A 17,505-nucleotide genomic window follows, 5' to 3' on the forward strand; every position below is an offset into this window, starting at 1 on the left:
ACCTACGCTGCACATTCCACTATCGTGTCGCCATGACCGAGATCATGCCAGTCTCGACCGACGTCGATCCCGAACTGGCCGACGCGGTGACGACCCTCCCCGACCTCGATCTCGCCGACGTGGACGGAGGCCGTCGCACCCTCGACTCGATCGTTGCGGCCGCCGGCCCCGCCGACACCACCGGTGTCACCGTCGAGGAGTGGCTCGTCCCCGGCGCGCCGGGCGGCCCCGAGGTGCCCGTGCGGATCCACACGCCCGACATGTGTCCCGACGGCAACCCCGCGGGCCGGCCCGTCGTTCTCGAAATCCACGGCGGAGGATTCGTCCTCGGCAGCGCCGCCCACAGCGAAGCCTTCGCCGCCGCCGTCGCCCGCGCGACCGGTGCCGTCGTCATCTCCGTCGACTACCGGCTCGCCCCCCAGCACCCCTATCCCGCTGCCGCCGACGACTGTTACGCGGTCCTCGAGTGGATCGCTTCCGGCGCAGCATGTCTCGACATCGATCCGGACCGCGTCGTCGTCCTCGGCGATTCCGCGGGCGGCGCCCTCGCCGCGACCGTCGCGCTGCGGGCCCGGGACGAGGGCGGCCCGCGCATTGCGCTGCAGGCCCTGCTCGAACCCGCACTCGACGACCGGCTCGAGACCGCCTCCATGCGCGGCGGTGGCGCCACCGCCGTGTGGGACAACCGCAAGGCCGCCCAGAGCTGGCGGCACTACCTCGGCGGGCAGGAGCCCACCGAGCAGTCCGTGCCCGCGCGCCGGGCCGACCTGACCGGCCTGCCGCCCACCTACCTCACCGTCAACGAACTCGACCCGCTCCGCGACGAGGGGCTCGTCTACGCCCAGCGTCTCCTGCAGGCCGGGGTACGCGTCGAACTGCACTGCTGGCCGGGCGTATTCCACGGATTCACCCTCGTCCGAGGGGCCGGCGCCACGCGTCGCGCCGCTCGCTCGCTGTACGACGCGATCGTCCGGGCCACCGCCCGCACCCCCGTCCTCGACCACGACTGACCCGCCCCCGCGCGGCGCCACCCCCTCGGTGACACAGGCCCTGGCACAATCGAGTGCGCCGCACCGGTTGGGAGGAACCGGTCGGCGACACGGGAGGAGGGACACGTGACCGTCACCGACGGACGCGTCGCGCGGGCCGAACGGACCCGCCACGCAGTGATAGAGGCGCACATCGCCCTGATCGAGGCCGGTGAGCTGAAACCGACCGGTGCGCAGATCGCCGCACGGGCCGGGGTCTCGCTCCGGGCGTTGTGGGCGAACTTCAACGATCTGGAAACGCTGTTCGAGGAGACGGGGACGGAGCTGCTGCGGCGGCAGGACACCGCGTTCGCCCCGGTCCCCGTCGACCTGCCGCTCGACGAGCGGATCGACGCGTTCTGCCGGCAGCGCGCCGAACTGCTCGAGCTGATGGCGCCGTTCGCGCGCGCGTCGGCGATCCGGGCCCCGCAGTCCAAGAGGATCCAGCGAAACAGGTTGCGGCACATCGCACGTGTGGTCAACGAGGTCGACGAGCTGTTCGCGGCGGAACTCGCCGCGCTCGACGCGTCGCGCCGGGCCACGCTGGTGCGCTCCGTGGCGGTGGCGAGCACCTGGGCGTCGTGGGTGGCGCTGCGCGATGTGCTGGACCTGCCGGTGGCCGAGGCCGCCGAACTGATGAAGCACACCGTCACGGCACTGCTGTCGGAGGCGCGCCAGCCGACGTCGTGCTGAGGCCGGTCAGGGCGTCAGACGGTAGAACCGCCAGAACCCGAAGTCCTCGATCGGCAGCACCGACACGTCCGAGAAGCCCGCGTCGAGCGCGTACCGGCGCAGGGTGTCCGCACGCATCACCGTGCCGGTTCCCGCGCTCGGCGGGTGGCTCATGCCGTCCGGCAGGCAGCACGAGATGCTGAACCCGTACATCAACCGCTCGACCTCGTCGCCGGGTGCGGTGAACCGGTCGGCGACGGCCTCGTCCATGACAACCATGACCCCGTCGGCCGCGAGCGAGCCGCGCACCGCGGACAGCACCTCGACGGGACGTGGCATGTCGTGGACGCACTCGAAGGCGAACGCCGCCGTGAAGCGTTCGTCGGGCAGGCTCGCCGCGTCGGTCTCGACGACGGTGATCCGGTCGGCGACGTCGGGGCAGGCCGCGACGTTCGTCCGGGCCAGGGCGACGGTCGCCGGATCGATGTCGATGGCGAACAACCGGGCCTGCGGGTACGCACGGGCCAGCGCGATCGTGGACCACGCACCGCCACAGCCGATGTCGGCGATCTCGGCATCCGGTCGGCGCAGCAGCGCGTCGAGGTCCGGCACGGACGCCAGGGCGCCCGGCAGCGCCTTCTCGTACCACGGCCGGTTCATGTCCGCCTGCCCCTCGCGGGCATCGGTGCCGAGCTGCGCCCAGCTCACGCCGCCCCCGGTGCGGTAGGCGTCGAGCAGGGCCGGAAGCTGCGCGGACACCCCGGCGAACATGCGGGCCAGGGGTCCGAGGTAGTTGAGACTGTGCTCGTCGGTGAGGACCTCGGCCACCGCGGGCGGCAGCGTGAAGCGCGGCGGATCGCCGTCGTCGACCTCGAGCAGGCCGGTCACCGCCTGCTGCTCGAGCCATTCGCGGGCGTAGCGCGGGTCGGTCCCGGTCCGCGCCGCGAGCTCGTCGGAGGTGGCGGGACCGTCGGCGGCGAGGCTGCGGTACCAGCCGAGCCGGTCGCCGAGATAGATCGCGATCAGATCGACGGCGCCGAGCGCCGAGTCGAGGACGCGCTGGGCGACGGTGTCGACGGGGGAAACGGTGTGCGTCACGGTGGGGCCTCCGGATGAGAGGGACAGGGGTGATTCCGAGAGTCCTCCGGTTCCGGGCGGCGGACAACGCCCCCATGGGGGCCGAATGTGACACCTCGTCGATCCGGTGTCACATTCGGCCCCGCAGCGGGGCGTGGGAACCGGACGGGGGCCCTGGACGTTCGGAGTCGTGCAACCGGAAGGAGTTCACCTTGCAGATCACCGCCAGTGCCCTGTCCCTCAACGTTCCCGACGTGGCCGCGTCGGCCGACTTCGTGACCCGTCACCTCGGGTTCACCGAGACGATGGCCGAGGACGGGTTCGTCTCGCTCACCCGTGAGGACGCGGGCTTCAGCCTCGTCTTCCTGCGCACCGGGCTCGGCACCTTCAAGCCCGCGAGCATCGCCGGCGACGCCGGGCAGGGGACGCTCGTCGCGTTCGTCGTAGACGCCATCGACGACGAGTACGAACGACTGCGGGCGGAGGGGGTTCCGATCGTCACGCCGATCGAGACCGAGCCGTGGGGCGAGCGGTACTTCCAGATGCGCGACCCGAACGGCATCGTCTACCAGCTCGTGCAGTGGATGGACGAGGCGCCCTCGGTGAGTTAGCCGGACGATCGGCCGGCGTGCGCCGCGAGGAACGGTCCGACCACCGACAGCACCTCCGGCGCCGCCGCGATCGTCGTGGCGTGGTCGTATCCCCGGATCACCGCGAGCAGGGCACCGGGGATCGTCCGCGACAGTTCGCGGGTGTCGTCGATCCGTTCGCGGTCCTCCGAACCGACGAACGCCAACGTCGGCACGTCCAGGGCGGCGAGGTCGGCGTCGTCGATCCCGGGTTCGCGATCCGACCGTCGCATGTACGCGGCCAGGGCGGCGGCGTCGTTCGCCCGGAACGCGGCCTGCGTCGCGGCATCGACGGGCGAACCGAGGTGTTCCGCCCACGCCTCGAGGAACCCGTCGATCCCGTAGTGCCCGAGCACGTCGGCGCATCCCGGGAAGAACAGGCGATCGAACGCCCCGGCCTGCGCGCGGGCACTGCCGCCGCCCACGGTGAGCGTCTGCAGCCGGCCGGCGTCGCGCACCGCCAGGGACAAGCCGACCCGCGCTCCGAACGAGTACCCGAGGTAGTGCACGCGCTCGGTGCCGGCGGCGTCGAGGACCGCCAGCACGTCCCCGACGATCAGGTCCATCGCGTATGCGTCGGGGACGTGCGGCTTGTCGCTGCGGCCGTGACCGCGCAGGTCGGGCAGGATCAGCCGGTACCGCTCGCGCAGGGGGCGCACGTATCCGAATCCCCGCCAGATGGCCGACGACAGAGCACTGCCGTGCGCGAGCAGCAGCGACGGGCTGCCGGCGCCTGCGTCCGATTCGATCACCGTGAAGGCGATGCGGGTTCCGTCGACGGGGTTGATCGCGTGGCTCACCGCTCCAGTCTGACCGACCGGGTCACCCCGATGTCGGCCAGGAACCGCTCGTCGTGGCTGACCACCACGAAGGCGCCCCGGTACGCGCGCAGTGCCTGCACCAGATGCGTCAGGCTGGGCAGGTCCAGGTTGTTGGTCGGTTCGTCGAGGAGCAGCAGCCGCGGAGCCGGGTCCGCCGCGAGCAGAGTCGCCAGCGCCGCCCGCAGTCGCTCGCCGCCCGAGAGGGCAGCCGCCGGCATGTCCGCGTCGGCGCCGCGGAACAGGAACCGGGCGAGCAGTGCCCGGACCTGCTGCGGCGACGCATGAGGGGCCCGCAGCGCGACGTTGTCCGCCACCGACAGCGACTCGTCGAAGACGTCCAGCCGCTGCGGCAGCACCGCGAACGGCACCCGGGGACCGGCCGCGACGATGTCGCGCAGCAGCGTCGTCTTGCCCGAGCCGTTGGGTCCGCGCAGCGCGATCCGCTCCGGGCCGACGATCTCGAGCGGCCCCTCGGCGACGCGCGCACCGGGATGCACCTCCGTCTCGGGCAGGTCCACCCGGATCTCCCGGTCGTCGCGCACGGTGCCCTGGGCGCGCTCGAGGTTCTCGCGCGCGCCGGCGAGCTTGCCCTCGTGTTCGCGGCGGAGCCGGCCCGCCGACTCCTGGGCCTGCCGCTTGCGGGCCCCCATCACGATCTTCGGTTCCCGCTTGTTCTCGAACATCTTGCGGCCGTATCGCTCTCGTCGGGCGAGCTTGATGTGCGAGTCGCTCAGCTCGCGTGCCTGCCGGCGCACGTCCGCCCGGGCGTCGCGCACCGCGGCCAGTGCCGCCTCCTGCTCGGCCGCGACGATGCGTTCGTACTCGCTGTAGTTGCCGCCGAACAGCCGCAGCCGCCCGTCGCGCATCTCCGCGACGGTGTCGACCCGCTCGAGCAGGTCGCGGTCGTGGGTGGCGACGACGAGCGTGCCGGCGAACTCGCGCAGCACGTCGTACAGCCGCGCGCGGGCCGCCGAGTCCAGGTTGTTCGTCGGCTCGTCGAGCAGCAGGACGTCCGGCTCGTCGAGCAGGCGTGCCGTGAGCGCCAGCAGGACGGTCTCGCCGCCGGAGAGGGTGCCGACGGTGCGATCGAAGTCGCTGGGGGAGGCGACGATTCGGTCGAGACCGAGACGGTGCAGGGTGGCCAGGGCGCGCTCCTCGATGTCCCATCGCTCGCCGACGGCGTCGAAGTCCTCGACGGCGGTCGAGCCGGCCTCGATGCGCCGCAGCGCCGCGCGCACGGTGTCGATGCCGAGGACGGCGTCGACGGCGCGGTGTGGATCGAGGATGACGTCCTGCGGCAGCCGCGAGACCCGGCCGTGCACCGTGACGGAGCCCCGGGTCGGTTGAAACTCACCCGACATGATCTGCAGCAGAGTTGATTTGCCGGACCCGTTGCGTCCGACGAGTCCGGTGCGCCCGGCGGGGAGGGTGGTGTCGAGACCGTCGAACACGGCGGTGCCGTCCGGCCAGGCGAAGGTCAGGTCCGACAGGGAAAGGCCCGAGGACGGGGAAGGGTGTGACATGGCTGCTCCCGGAGTAGGTGACGGTACCGCGCGCAGGTGCGGCGCGGCGGGCGAAACCTCTACAGGAGCAACGGCCTTCTCCGATCGACGGGAATGTGACAGGAACCGACGGTAGAACAGCGTCCGTGGGGCCGGCAATCGATTTTCCCGAATTGGGGGCCGCGTCACTACAGGCAGCATGTACGCAACGTGCGGGCGGTGGTGAACGACGGCACCGTCCGGCTTCGGGCATGATCGTTGCTGTGCCACTCCTCCGACGCCGACCGGTTCCGCTCCTGTTGACCGTCGCCGCCGCGCTGGCGGCCGCCGGGTGTTCCTTCGGGCCCGACCAGCCCGAGACGGTCGTGGGGGAGTTCGCCGCGGCGCTCGAGGCCGGTGACGTGCGGGCCGCGGCGGAGCTCACCACCGATCCCGCGGCGGCGGCCGCCACGATCGACGGCGTGTTCGAGGGGCTCGGCGGGGTCCGGCCCGACCTCGAGCTCGCCGGCACGGGCGACGGCGGCACCTTCGAACTCGACGTCGCGTGGCACTTCGCCGAGGGCCGGGACTGGTCGTACCGCACGTCCGGCAGTGCCCTGGACGTCGACGCGGAGGGCTGGCGCATCGAGTGGGACCCGGCGGTGCTGGCGCCGGGCCTGACCGCCGGCACCACGCTGAGCTACACGACGACCGTCGGCCCGCCGCCGTCCGTGCTCGACCGTGGCGGGCGGCCGATCCTCGAACAGCAGGTCGTGACGCTGGTGAACGTCGATGCCACCGCCGACCCGGCGGCCGTCGCGCCGCTGCTCGCGACCGCCGCGCCCACCGTCACCGCCGAGTCGCTCGCCGCCGACGTCGCCGCGGCGGCGGGCAAGCCCGTGACCGCGGTGGCCCTCCGCGACGCGGACATCGCGCCGATCGAGGCGCAGCTCGCCGCGCTGCCGGGCGTGACCCTCGTCCGGCAGACCCGGCTGCTGACGGTCGACCGCGCGCTCGCGTCCCCGGTCCTCTCCGGGCTCGGGGAGCTGTGGCAGCAGGGCCAGGACGCGTCCGCCGGCTGGGCCGTGCAGACGGTGTCCGAAGACGGCAGCGCCCGCCGCGTCGCCGGTGCCGACGGTCCGCCGGCGCCGGACCTGCAGTCGACGCTCGACCTGGGTCTGCAGACCCGCGCCGAGGCGGTGCTGGCGCCGCTGCCGCAGCCGGCGGTGATCGTCGCGATCGAACCGTCCACCGGGGCGGTACGCGCGGTGGCCCAGAACGCCGCCGCCGACGCCGAGGGACCGATCGCGCTGACGGGGCTGTATCCGCCCGGTTCGACCTTCAAGACCGTCACCACCTCGGCCGCCCTGCAGGCCGGGGCCGTGACCCCCGACACGGTGGTGCCGTGCCCCGGGACGGCGAACATCGAGGGTCGGGTCATCCCCAACGACGACAGCTTCGACCTCGGACCGGTCCCGTTGCACACGGCCTTCGCCTTCTCGTGCAACACCACGATGGGCCGGCTCGCGGTGGGATTGCCGGCGACCGCGCTCACCGACGCGGCCCTGCAGTTCGGGCTCGGGGTCGACTACGTCACGCCCGGACTGGTCACGGTCACCGGCAGCGTGCCCGAGGCGCAGACCCCGGCGGAGCGCGTCGAGTCCGCGATCGGCCAGGGCCGGGTGACGGCGTCACCGTTCGGTATGGCACTCGTGGCGGCGTCCATCGCGCACGGCTCGACGCCGCTGCCGGTGCTCGTCGAGGGCCGGCCCACGGTGGCCGATCGCACCCCTGGTGCCGCGCCGGCGGAGGTCACTGCCGCGTTGCGGACGATGATGCGGGAGACTGTGACGGGTGGAACCGCGAGCACGCTGCGGGACCTACCCGAACTCGTCGGTAAGACGGGGACGGCAGAGTACGGTGATGGCACCGGTGCCCACGGTTGGTTCGTCGGCTCGCAGGGAGACCTCGCGTTCGCGGTTTTCGTTGCGGGAGCGGGCAGTTCGGCGCCGGCAGTGGACGTGGCGGGACGCCTGCTGAGGGGGTGATGCGCGGCTTGTGGCGCAATCGTGATCGCATCGTAGGCAGGGCGTGCTTGTTACTGAAGTGACAGAAGTGAAGGTTGGTCGTTATGGGTTTTCGGGACTGGCGCAGGGGGCGCGGCCGCGTGACAGCCCTGGTCTCCGTCGTGGTTCTCGCGGCCGGCATGGCGTCGTGCGTGTTCGGTGAACCCCGGAGCGATGCGCAGCGACTCGTCGACGACTTCGTCGCGGAACTGAACGAGGGCGACGCCGCCGGCGCTGCCGCGCTCACGTCGTACCCGAACGCCGCCGAGGCGTCGATCCGGCAGATGTTCGAGGGCATGAAGGACGGCAGCGTCGACTACGACGTCGCCCAGTTCGTCGAACTCAACGAGCAGACGGGGTTCTTCACCCTCGGCGCCGACTGGAACTTCGGACCCGGCAAGGACTGGGGATACCAGGTGGACGGCGTGGCGAAGAACCTCGCCGTCGGCTGGCGGATCTCCTGGGACCCGCAGGTGCTGGTGCCCGAGCTGAACCGGACCCGCACCGTGCACCACGTGCGCACCGACGCCGCGCCGCCGAAGATCTTCGACCGCACCGGTCAGTTGCTCATGGCCGAGCAGACCATCAACGCCGTCGTCGTCGATCCCGCCCTCATGCCCGACCCGGTCGACACCACGACGCGGCTGGCGAAGGTGCTCGAACCCGTCGCGCCGGTCATCACCGCCGACCTGCTGCAGCGCAACCTCGCGGCGGACCCCGGGGCGCGCATCACCGCGGTGAAGCTGCGCGACCAGGACTACCAGTTCCTCGAGGACGAGATCGTCCCGATCCCCGGCGTGGTGGTCGTCAAGACCCCGACGCTGATCAGCGCGGACCGGCGGATCTCCACGCCGCTGCTGGACCCGCTGCGCGCGGCCTGGCAGCTCGAGCGTGACGCCACCGCCGGGTGGGCCGTCACCCTCGAGGAGCCCGGCGCCGACCCGGTGCAGGTCGCCGGCTTCCAGGGCCCGCCGCCGCCGGACCTGCAGGCGACCCTCGACGCGCACGTCCAGCTCGCCGCCAAGGAAGCGGTGGTCAGCGTGGGCACCCCGGCGGCGATCGTGGCGATCCAGCCGTCCACCGGCGGCGTCCTGGCCCTGGACGTGAACAACTGGGCGATGGAACTCGGACCCGTCGCCTCCCGCGGGCTGTATCCGGCCGGGCAGACGCTGGATCCGGTGCGGCTGGCCGCGGGCCTGGACCGGGGCGTCGACCCGGCCTCGGTGAGCACCGACGATCTGGCCGACACCGCCCGCCGGCTCGGGCTCGGCCTGGACTACGACGTCCCCGGCTTCGACTTCGAGACCGCGCAGATCGGGGAGGACCGGTCCGGTGTGGTGCAGTTCTCCGGCTCGGACGGCGGCGGGGAGGCGCTCCTCAGTCCGTTCGGTGCCGCGCTGCTCGCCGCGTCCGTCGCGCGGGGGGAGGCGCCGTTGCCCGCGATCGTGCAGGGCAAGCCCGCGAAGGTGGGGGAGGCCGCCGAACCGCTGCCGCCGCACGTGACCGACGCGCTGCGCGCCGCGATGGCCGAGAACGTGCGCAGCGGCCCGGCGTCGTTCCTGAAGGGGCACCCCGGTCTGTCCGGCATCGCGGCCGCGAGCGGTGACGACCGCTGGTTCTACGGGTACACCGGCGACCTGGCGTTCGCGGTGTTCGTCGCCAACGCCGACGGCGGCGACCGCGCGGTGAAGATGGCCGACATGTTCCTGCGGGAGCTGGGCAAGCCGCCCGCCGACCGCTGACCGCTGCCGCCCTCGGCGGACCGGCCGAAGCGGACCCCGGTACGTTTGTCGGTCGTGACCCCTGTCGACCTGCTGCTGCTCGCGGTCGCGGGGTTCTTCGCCGGGCTCATCGGGTTCGTCACCGGCCTCGCGTCCATCGTCTCGTACCCCGCGCTGCTCGCCGCGGGGCTGCCGCCCGTCGCCGCCAACGTCACCAACACCGTCGCGATGGTGGGGGTCGGCGTCGGGGCGCTCGCCAACTCGACCCGCGAGGTCGTCGACACCGGCCCGCGGCTGTGGCGATGGACCCTGTACTCGGCGCTCGGCGGCCTCGTCGGTGCCGTCGTCCTGATGTGGGCGCCCGCGGGGTCCTTCGAGACGGTCGTGCCCTACATGGTCGCGTTCGCCTCCCTCGCGCTGCTGGCCCAACCCCGGATCCGCGCCCTGTCCGGGAGCCGGGACCTGCCCCGGACGTACTCGGCGCTGCTGTTCGTCGTGGCGGTGTACGGCGGCTACTTCGGGGCGGGTGCGGGTGTCGTCTTCCTCGCACTCACCCTGATCTGCACCTCCGAGCACATCTGGCGCGCCACCATCCTCAAGAGCTACCTGCTGGGGGTCGCCAACCTCGTCGCTGCGATCGGCTTCGCCGTGTTCGGCCCCGTGCACTGGGGTGCGGCCGCCGCGATGGCGCTCGGCGCCGTCGCGGGCGGCTGGTGCGGGCCGCCCGTCGTCCGGCGCATCCCGCCCGAGGTGCTGCGGGTGACGGTCGCGCTCGCCGGCCTCGGGCTCGCGGTGTGGCTGGCGGTGCGGTGAGAACCGGTCAGTGCACTCCGCGCATCATCCGCCGGATCCACGGTGACAGCAGCGCCAGCACGACGCCGATCGCGATCGAGCCGAGGCCGACCCAGGCGAAGTACGGCTTCTCGTTCGCCTCGTCGTAGTACTTGGCGAGGGTGCCGGCCATGGCCGTGCCGAGCGCCACCGACAGGAAGAACAGCGCCACCATCTGGGTGTGGAAGTTGCGCGGGGCCAGTTTCGTCGCCAGCGACAGGCCCACGGGGGAGAGCAGCAGCTCCGCGAACGTGAACAGCAGGAGGATGCCCGCGAGGCCGAGCAGGGGGGCGCTGTTGGGGCCGCCGCCGGACATCGGGATGAAGCACAGGAACGCGATGCCCATGATCACGGTGCCCATCGCGAACTTCACCGGCGACGACGGCTGCCGCGGGCCGAGCCGGGTCCACACGGCGGCGAACACGCCCGCGAACACGATGATGAACACCGGGTTGATCGACTGCACCCACGCCGGCGGGAAGTCCCAGCCGAACAGGTTGCGGTCGAGCCTCTTGTCGGCGTACACCGCGACGGTGGTGAACTGCTGCTGGAACAGCGACCAGAATGCCGCGCTGGCCAGGAACATGGGGACGAAGCTGATCACCCGGCTGCGTTCGACGGCGGTGATCTGCCGGCTGGACAGGATCACGACGAAGTAGACGACGGACGCGGCGACGGTCGCTGCGACCACGACGTCCGACAGGTTGTCGACGGTGACCAGCCCGGTGCCGAACAGCGCCGCGATCAGCGCGACGGCCAGGACGGCGACGCCGGCGGCCCTGGTGCGCCGGTCGGCGGGCAGCGGGTGCGGCGGCGTGGCGCCGATCCCGCGCAGGTGCTTGCGGCCGAGGGTGTACTGGATCAGGCCGAGTGCCATGCCGATGGCGGCCAGGCCGAAGCCGTAGTGGAAGCCCAGCTCGGTCTGCGCCCAGCCGGTGAGGAGCGGGCCGATCAGTGCGCCCAGGTTGATCCCCATGTAGAAGATCGAGAACCCGGCGTCGCGCCGGGTGTCCTGCTCGTCGTAGAGATCCCCGACCAGGGAGGTGGCGTTGGCCTTGAGGCCACCGCTGCCGACGGCGACGAACACCAGGCCCACCGCCACGCCGCCGAGGCCGGGGAGCAGCGCCAGGGAGATGTGGCCGAGCATGATGAGGATCGCGCTGTAGAACAGCGTGCGCTCGGAGCCGAGCAGCCGGTCGGCGATCCACGCGCCGAGGATGGTCGACAGGTAGACCGTGCCGCCGTACGCCCCGACGATCGACGTGGCGGCGAGCTCGCTGATCCCCAGTCCGCCGTCGGCCGCCGAGTAGTACAGGTAATAGATCAGGATGCCCTGCATGCCGTAGAAGGAGAACCTCTCCCACATCTCGACACCGAACAGGTTGGCCAGCGCGAAGGGCTGGCCGAAGAAGGTGCGTTCCTTCGTCCGATCGGGGGGCGCGGCGGTCTCGCTCATGGCTGTCACTCTGGCACCGCGGCCACCTCCGGCGCGCGGCTTTCGGCGGTGCGGAGGGTCACCTCCGCGCGGCCGGGGTCAGGCGGCGTCGACGCGGCGCCGCAGCCACAGCCCGGCGAGCAGGCGCCAGCCGAGCAGGAACACGCCCAGCACGATGGACGCGACGACGATGAACGAACCGGCTGTGCCCTGGCCCGTGATCACGCGCAGCAGCATCCCGACGACCACGGTGGACACCCATGCGATCACGCCGGTCGGCACGACCAGCCACGGATCGAACTTCTCCTTGTAGAGGGCCGCCGTCGCGAGCCATCCGACGGTGAGGCCGCCGAGGAACGGCCACGCGGTGTTCGCCAGTCCCGCCAGCGTCAGCCCCTCGTCGTGACTTGCGCGCCCGAGGGCGGCGAACACGATGACCAGGACGACGTCGAGCAGGGCCGGTGCGTACTTCTTCACGTCGTCCAGCGTAGGTCGCCGACGAAAGCGAGCGCCCTCCGGGACGGAGAGCGCTCGCGTGTCGTGCGGGTGCGGCGGATCAGGCCTGCAGACCGGCCTCGATCTCGAGGTTGATGGTGATCTTGTCGCCGACGACGGCGCCGCCGCCCTCGAGCGGCATGTCGATCGAGATGCCGAAGTCCTTGCGGTTGAGGACGGTGGTGGCCTCGAAGCCCGCGACCGGGCCCTGGCCCATGCCCGGGTTCACGCCGTTGAACTCCAGCTTCAGCTCGACCGGCTTGGTGACGCCGTGCAGGGTGAACTCACCGTCGACGACGTAGTCGCTGCCGGCGGCGCGCACGCCGGTGGACTTGAACGTCGCGGTGGGGAACTGCTCGGCGTCGAAGAAGTCGGCGGAGCGGATGTGGGCGTCGCGGTCGGCGTTCTTGGTGTCGATGGACGTGACCTGGATCTCGGCGGCGACGGCGGGGGTGCCGTCCTCGGCGACGGTGATCGCGCCGGAGAAGTCGTTGAACGTGCCGCGCACCTTGCTCACGACGAGGTGGCGGACGGTGAAGCCCACGGTGGAGTGGACCGAGTCGATGGCCCAGGTGCCGGCGGTGAGTCCGGGGAAGGTGGTGGTAGCGGTCGTCATGGGATTCCTCCGAGTCGAGTTTTGGTTGAAGTTTCAACCTTCGATGTACTCAACGATCGCATCGAATGATTGATTCCGCAACTACTTCGGATGTGAGGTGGAACACACTTCGTCACTCCGGCAGGGCGGTGCCCTCGCTCGCGGCCCGTCCGCGCCGTCGCTCGAGCACCGAACGGGCGTGTTCCTCGCGTTCGAGATCGGCGTCGATGTGCTCGTCGTGCTGGCTCGACCGGAACTTGGCGGCCACCACCGTCCAGCCGACCAGCGCGACCAGGATGAAGCTGACGCCCCGGTACACGAACACGGCTGCCAGGGCCTGCGAGGCGCTCATCCCCGCCGCGGTGAGGGTCGCGATCAGCGTGCCGTCGACGAACCCCAGCCCGCCCGGCGCCAGGGGGATGCTCCCCACCGCCTTGGCCGCCGCGAATGCGATCAGCAGGCCCGGCAGCGACGGCTCACCGCCCACCGCCCAGCACGCGAACCCCAGGCACGCGACGTCGAAGACCCGGTGCACGGCCGACCAGCAGATCGTCGCGAGCCCGTCGCGGCGACCCAGGTGCACCGCCTCGATCTGCCCGAGGATCTGCTCGAACTTCTCCATCCCGGTGTCCGCCGGCTTGCGCAGCAGGCGGTTGACGCGGGCGAGGACCCATTCCCCGGCCGACTCGACGGACGACGGATGCCGGGAGACGTACCGGACGGCGACGACCAGCGCGATCACGCCGGCGACCGACAGGACCAGCGTCACCGGGCTCACCCGTGTGCCCACCGCGAACGCCCCGCCCACGCCGACCGCCGCGAGCGTCACCGCCGCGATCACCCCCGAGACCGCCAGCTGCCACGACGCCACCACCGGCGTCGCACCCCAGCGCCGGGTCTGCTGGTAGGTGAACGCGGTGGAGAACACCGGACCGGCCGGCAACGTCACCGCCATCGCCGTGCTCGCATAGATCACCGACGCCGAGCGCAGGTGCCCGACGACGACCTCACCGGCCCGCAGCAGCCGCCGCTGCACCTCCGCGAAGCCGCTCAGCGACAGGGCCTGCGCGACGATGCACGCGGCGAGCCAGCCCCAGTGCAACTCGGTCAGGGCGCGCCAGGAGTCGCTGAGCGTCGGCCACAGGTAGATGCCCTCGACCACCAGCAGGGCCACGAGGGCGACGGCGAGCAGCCACTTCACCCACCCGAAGCGGCCCCGGCGCCGCGCGGCGTCGGGTGCGGGCGGGTCACGTCGGGGCTGCGCCACAGGATTCAGCGTAGCCAAGCCGGCCGGAGGGCGGATCGTCCTTTTCGTCGCCGGGGGCCCCGGCCGTCCGTCACTCGTCGTGGCCCGAATCCGGATACCGCACCGGCCAGGCGAGATGCGTCACCCGGCGCCGGCCGCGCAGCTGCACCTCGTCGCCGAGTTCCCAGTGGGCGCGTTCCTCGTCGTCGGCGAAGTACAGCGCGCTCGACGACGCGAGCACCCGGCTCGGACGCAGCTTCGCCAGCTCGGTCAGCCGCGACGCCTCGTTCACCGGATCGCCGATGACGGTGTACTCGAACCGCTCGGCCGCGCCGATGTTGCCGGCCACCGCCAGCCCCGCCGAGACCCCGATGCCGATGTCGAGATCGGTGATCTCGTCCAGCGCGAACCGCAGTTCCCGGGCCGCCGCGAGCGCGGCGGTGGGCGCGTCGGGACGGTCCAGCGGAGCACCGAAGATGGCCAGCGCCGCGTCGCCCATGAACTTGTTGACGAAACCGTGGTGCCGGTCCACGACGTCCACCACCACCCGGAAGAACTCGTTGAGCAGCTCGACGACCTCGCCGGGCGGGCGTTCGGCCGCCGTCGCCGTCGAGCCCACCATGTCCACGAACAGCACCGCGACGTAGCGGGTCTCCCCGCCGAGCTCGGTGCCGTACTGGAGGGCGCGGCGCGCCACGTCCTCGCCGACGTGCTGACCGAACAGCTGCCGCAGCCGCCGCCGCTCGTCGGACTCGGCCATCATCCGGTTGAAGCCGACCTGCAGGCGCCCGATCTCGCTGCCGTCGAACACCTCGACCTGCACGTCCGTCGCGCCGCGCTGGACCCGTTCGATGGCCCAGCGCAGCTGCTTGACCGGATCGGAGAGCTGGGCGGCGGTGAGCGACGACAGCACCCCGGCCAGGCCGATCGCCATGATCGACAGCGCGAGGACCGCCCACGCCATCGCGTCCGGCGGGAACTCGACGTCGGTGGTCAGCTGGGTGACGCACAGCAGCGCGATGCCGCCGGCCGGCATCAGCGTGCCGAGACCCCACGTCATGGCGAGGCGGGTGCCGACGCCCGGCGCCAGGGTCCGGTCGAACTCCCCCTCGCTCAAGGCCCGCGCCGCGACCGGCCGCAGGATCCGCTCGCCCAGCATGTAGGTGAAGCCGAAGGTGCTCGTCGCGGCCATCGCGACGGTGATCGCCACCGCCACGGCGAGCTGCGGCATCTCCTCCGCGGTGAGGAACACGAACAGCACGCCGCCGAGGATCCACAGGATCAGGTGCACGATCGCCTGACGCAACGGCGCGTGCAGCGCCGACATCTGCTCGGATCGGGTGGGCGGGCCGCCGCGCAGCTGCCACCGCACCACCGACCGCAGCATCAGGGCCGCGGCCGTCAGGCTCACGATCCCCGCGAACACCAGATACACCGCGAACACCGCGAAGTTGCGGACCCGGTCCGCGATGATGTTCTCGTTCTCGGACAGCGGGATGCCGTAACGGACGAACGCGAACACCAGCAGCGCGCCGAACAGGTTCGAGGCGCCCATCGAGGCCATATAGAGCGGCCAACGACTGCGCAACGTCGCCGCGACGGCTCGATAGGACCCCAACACGACATCAAATCAAACCACTGTGCCCACCGTCACAACGCGCCATGGTCGTGATCCGGGCGTTTCGGGCGGCTACTCTCAGCGCGATCACCGACCGGGAAAGGGAGCATCCACATGGTCCGGCGCCGAGCCGACGGCAGGCTGTCGCGCCGCGCCGCCGTGCCCGCCGAACCGTCCCCGCCCGCCCGGCGCCAGGTCGGCGCCGACCCCGATGCGCCGCTGTGGCGGGCCGCGCAGGTGTTCCGGCTCGTCACCGTCGTCTACGCCGTCAGCTCCCAGTTCTCCACCGTCGCCCACTACACGTCGCCGCGGCTCAGCTGGTTCTTCGTCGCCCTGCTGGCGGTGTGGTCCGGCGTGTCGGCGGTGCTGCTGGCGCAGGGGGTCGGGCAGCGCGCCGTGGTGGTCGGGATCGACCAGGTCGTCGCGGTCGCGCTCATGGGCGCGACGCGGCTCGTCGCCGGCCACGACTGGTACAGCGCCCACCAGACGCTGCCCACCACCCTGTGGGTCGCCAACGCCGTGCTGTCGGCCGCGATCCTGGGCGGTCCCGCCGCGGGAGTCGCGTCGGCGCTGGCGATGGCGACGGTCAGCGCCGTCGTCCGCGACCAGGTCAACCTCGACCTGTGGCGCGACGCGACCGCCCCCGTGCTCGTCGCGGTCGGCGTCGCGATGGGATTCGCCACCACCACCGCCCGGCGCGCCCACCGGCAGCTCGAACAGGCCGTGCGTGTGGCGGCCGCCACCGAGGAACGCGACCGGCTCGCCCGGGAGGTGCACGACGGGGTGCTGCAGGTGCTGGCCCTGGTGCGGCGCCGCGGCACCGCGCTCGGGGGCGAGGCCGCCGAACTCGCCCGCCTCGCCGGGGAACAGGAGGCGGCGCTGCGGATGCTCGTCTCCGAGCAGGGCACCCAGCTCGACCGGGGCGAGGAGCTCGTGGACCTGCGGGCGCTGCTGCGGGCGCAGGCCGGTGCCGGCGTCACCGTCTCCGCGCCCGCCGACCCGGTCCTGCTCGACCGCGTCCGCGCCGCGGAACTGGCGGCGATCGCCGCGACGGCCCTGACCAACACGACGCTGCACGCGGGCGCAGGGGCGAAGGCGTACGTGCTGGTCGAGGACCTCGGCGACGAGGTGATCCTCAGCATCCGCGACGACGGGGTGGGCATTGCGGACGGCCGTCTCGCCGAGGCCCGCGCCGAGGGGCGGATGGGCGTGTCGAAGTCGATCGTCGGCCGCGCGCAGTGGCTCGGTGGCGCCGCCGTGCTCGACAGCTCGCCCGGCCAGGGCACCGAATGGGAGATCCGGGTGCCGAGGAGAGGAGCACGAGGTGCGTGAGGGCAGCAACGCGGCGAACGGTGACGGGCCGATCACGGTGATGATCGTCGACGACCATCCGATGTGGCGCGACGGCGTCTCGCGGGACCTCGACGCGGCCGGCTTCCGCGTCGTCGCCACCGCCGACGGGGTCGGTGCGGCCGCGCGCCGGGCCGCGGCGGTGCAGCCGACCGTCGTGCTGATGGACATGTCGCTGCCCGACGGCACCGGCACCGAGGCCACCGTCGCCGTGCTCCGGGTCTCCCCGGCCAGCCGCGTGCTGGTGCTGTCCGCTTCCTCCGAACGCGACGACGTCCTCGGTGCGGTGAAGGTCGGCGCGTCCGGATACCTGGTCAAGAGCGCGTCGGCCGCGGAGCTGGTCGAGGCCGTGCGGGCGACCGCCGCCGGGCAGGCGGTGTTCACGCCCGGACTCGCCGGGCTGGTCCTCGGGGAGTACCGCCGCATGTCGTCGGCCGCCG

Annotated in this window: 16 protein-coding genes; 8 read left to right on the forward strand and 8 right to left on the reverse strand. The window is 72.1% G+C overall.

The annotated features are described in order from the left end of the window. Nucleotides 1-32: 32 nt before the first annotated feature. Entirely contained in the window at nucleotides 33-1,010 is a 978-nt protein-coding gene (locus CQZ88_RS24050) for an alpha/beta hydrolase (RefSeq protein WP_102800422.1), read from the forward strand. Nucleotides 1,011-1,115: 105 nt separating this feature from the next. Then, nucleotides 1,116-1,721 (forward strand): TetR/AcrR family transcriptional regulator, encoded by a 606-nt coding sequence (locus CQZ88_RS24055; protein ID WP_043802700.1) that lies wholly within the window; start codon nucleotides 1,116-1,118, stop codon nucleotides 1,719-1,721. A gap of 6 nt (nucleotides 1,722-1,727) precedes the next feature. On the opposite strand, the gene CQZ88_RS24060 is transcribed toward CQZ88_RS24055, so the two are convergent. Then, the gene (locus CQZ88_RS24060; protein WP_006941489.1) at nucleotides 1,728-2,798 is read right to left on the reverse strand and encodes a class I SAM-dependent methyltransferase; all 1,071 of its coding nucleotides are present in this window, start codon (nucleotides 2,796-2,798) and stop codon (nucleotides 1,728-1,730) included. 191 nt (nucleotides 2,799-2,989) lie between these two features. Between CQZ88_RS24060 and CQZ88_RS24065 the strand changes: the two genes are divergently transcribed. Next, the gene (locus CQZ88_RS24065; protein WP_006941490.1) at nucleotides 2,990-3,388 is read left to right on the forward strand and encodes a VOC family protein; all 399 of its coding nucleotides are present in this window, start codon (nucleotides 2,990-2,992) and stop codon (nucleotides 3,386-3,388) included. Here CQZ88_RS24065 and CQZ88_RS24070 read toward each other — a convergent pair. After that, nucleotides 3,385-4,206 (reverse strand): alpha/beta fold hydrolase, encoded by an 822-nt coding sequence (locus CQZ88_RS24070; RefSeq protein WP_006941491.1) that lies wholly within the window; start codon nucleotides 4,204-4,206, stop codon nucleotides 3,385-3,387. The genes CQZ88_RS24065 and CQZ88_RS24070 overlap by 4 nt on opposite strands. After that, nucleotides 4,203-5,750 (reverse strand): ABC-F family ATP-binding cassette domain-containing protein, encoded by a 1,548-nt coding sequence (locus tag CQZ88_RS24075; RefSeq protein ID WP_102800423.1) that lies wholly within the window; start codon nucleotides 5,748-5,750, stop codon nucleotides 4,203-4,205. Before CQZ88_RS24075 ends, CQZ88_RS24070 begins: the two co-directional genes overlap by 4 nt. Nucleotides 5,751-5,980: 230 nt before the next feature. On the opposite strand from CQZ88_RS24075, the gene CQZ88_RS24080 reads away from it, so the two are divergent. The 3 genes from CQZ88_RS24080 to CQZ88_RS24090 all read left to right on the forward strand — a co-directional run bounded on the left by CQZ88_RS24080 (nucleotide 5,981) and on the right by CQZ88_RS24090 (nucleotide 10,308). Next, nucleotides 5,981-7,756, forward strand: coding sequence for a penicillin-binding transpeptidase domain-containing protein (locus CQZ88_RS24080; protein WP_102800424.1), 1,776 nt, complete (start codon nucleotides 5,981-5,983; stop codon nucleotides 7,754-7,756). A gap of 83 nt (nucleotides 7,757-7,839) precedes the next feature. Then, entirely contained in the window at nucleotides 7,840-9,516 is a 1,677-nt protein-coding gene (locus tag CQZ88_RS24085) for an NTF2-like N-terminal transpeptidase domain-containing protein (RefSeq protein WP_180987077.1), read from the forward strand. Nucleotides 9,517-9,570: 54 nt separating this feature from the next. Then, on the forward strand, nucleotides 9,571-10,308 hold the full coding sequence (locus CQZ88_RS24090; protein WP_006941495.1) for a sulfite exporter TauE/SafE family protein: 738 nt from the start codon (nucleotides 9,571-9,573) through the stop codon (nucleotides 10,306-10,308). Nucleotides 10,309-10,315: 7 nt separating this feature from the next. On the opposite strand, the gene CQZ88_RS24095 is transcribed toward CQZ88_RS24090, so the two are convergent. The 5 genes from CQZ88_RS24095 to CQZ88_RS24115 all read right to left on the reverse strand — a co-directional run bounded on the left by CQZ88_RS24095 (nucleotide 10,316) and on the right by CQZ88_RS24115 (nucleotide 15,661). Continuing rightward, on the reverse strand, nucleotides 10,316-11,782 hold the full coding sequence (locus CQZ88_RS24095) for a peptide MFS transporter (protein WP_006941500.1): 1,467 nt from the start codon (nucleotides 11,780-11,782) through the stop codon (nucleotides 10,316-10,318). Nucleotides 11,783-11,860: 78 nt separating this feature from the next. After that, nucleotides 11,861-12,238: a DUF3054 domain-containing protein gene (locus CQZ88_RS24100; RefSeq protein WP_006941502.1), complete on the reverse strand. Its 378-nt coding sequence runs from the start codon at nucleotides 12,236-12,238 to the stop codon at nucleotides 11,861-11,863. 79 nt (nucleotides 12,239-12,317) lie between these two features. Further along, a complete protein-coding gene (locus CQZ88_RS24105; RefSeq protein WP_006941512.1) occupies nucleotides 12,318-12,872 on the reverse strand; it encodes a YceI family protein in 555 nt (184 codons plus the stop codon). Between the two features lie 112 nt (nucleotides 12,873-12,984). Then, nucleotides 12,985-14,118, reverse strand: a complete 1,134-nt coding sequence (locus CQZ88_RS24110; RefSeq protein ID WP_006941516.1) for a TIGR00374 family protein — start codon at nucleotides 14,116-14,118, stop codon at nucleotides 12,985-12,987. Nucleotides 14,119-14,188: 70 nt separating this feature from the next. Continuing rightward, complete coding sequence (locus CQZ88_RS24115) at nucleotides 14,189-15,661, reverse strand: adenylate/guanylate cyclase domain-containing protein (RefSeq protein WP_006941517.1); 1,473 nt, start codon at nucleotides 15,659-15,661, stop codon at nucleotides 14,189-14,191. Nucleotides 15,662-15,829: 168 nt separating this feature from the next. Between CQZ88_RS24115 and macS the strand changes: the two genes are divergently transcribed. Both macS and CQZ88_RS24125 read left to right on the forward strand, forming a co-directional pair. After that, nucleotides 15,830-17,047: a MacS family sensor histidine kinase gene (gene macS / locus CQZ88_RS24120; RefSeq protein WP_006941518.1), complete on the forward strand. Its 1,218-nt coding sequence runs from the start codon at nucleotides 15,830-15,832 to the stop codon at nucleotides 17,045-17,047. A gap of 40 nt (nucleotides 17,048-17,087) precedes the next feature. Then, nucleotides 17,088-17,505, forward strand: a 418-nt coding sequence (locus CQZ88_RS24125) for a response regulator transcription factor (protein WP_258008764.1), incomplete at its 3' end; no start/stop codon positions are given.

This window comes from Rhodococcus sp. ENV425 (assembly GCF_002887785.1).
GTDB classification, from domain to species: Bacteria; Actinomycetota; Actinomycetes; order Mycobacteriales; family Mycobacteriaceae; genus Rhodococcus; species Rhodococcus aetherivorans.

What these genes read in the sequence shown, in the direction of transcription:
- CQZ88_RS24115 (WP_006941517.1), bottom strand. Translation starts at nt 15,661, where the DNA reads ATGGCCTCGATGGGCGCCTCGAACCTGTTCGGCGCGCTGCTGGTGTTC.
- CQZ88_RS24095 (WP_006941500.1), bottom strand. Translation starts at nt 11,782, where the DNA reads ATGAGCGAGACCGCCGCGCCCCCCGATCGGACGAAGGAACGCACCTTC.
- CQZ88_RS24080 (WP_102800424.1), top strand. Translation starts at nt 5,981, where the DNA reads ATGATCGTTGCTGTGCCACTCCTCCGACGCCGACCGGTTCCGCTCCTG.
- macS (WP_006941518.1), top strand. Translation starts at nt 15,830, where the DNA reads ATGGTCCGGCGCCGAGCCGACGGCAGGCTGTCGCGCCGCGCCGCCGTG.
- CQZ88_RS24050 (WP_102800422.1), top strand. Translation starts at nt 33, where the DNA reads ATGACCGAGATCATGCCAGTCTCGACCGACGTCGATCCCGAACTGGCC.
- CQZ88_RS24105 (WP_006941512.1), bottom strand. Translation starts at nt 12,872, where the DNA reads ATGACGACCGCTACCACCACCTTCCCCGGACTCACCGCCGGCACCTGG.
- CQZ88_RS24085 (WP_180987077.1), top strand. Translation starts at nt 7,840, where the DNA reads ATGGGTTTTCGGGACTGGCGCAGGGGGCGCGGCCGCGTGACAGCCCTG.
- CQZ88_RS24075 (WP_102800423.1), bottom strand. Translation starts at nt 5,750, where the DNA reads ATGTCACACCCTTCCCCGTCCTCGGGCCTTTCCCTGTCGGACCTGACC.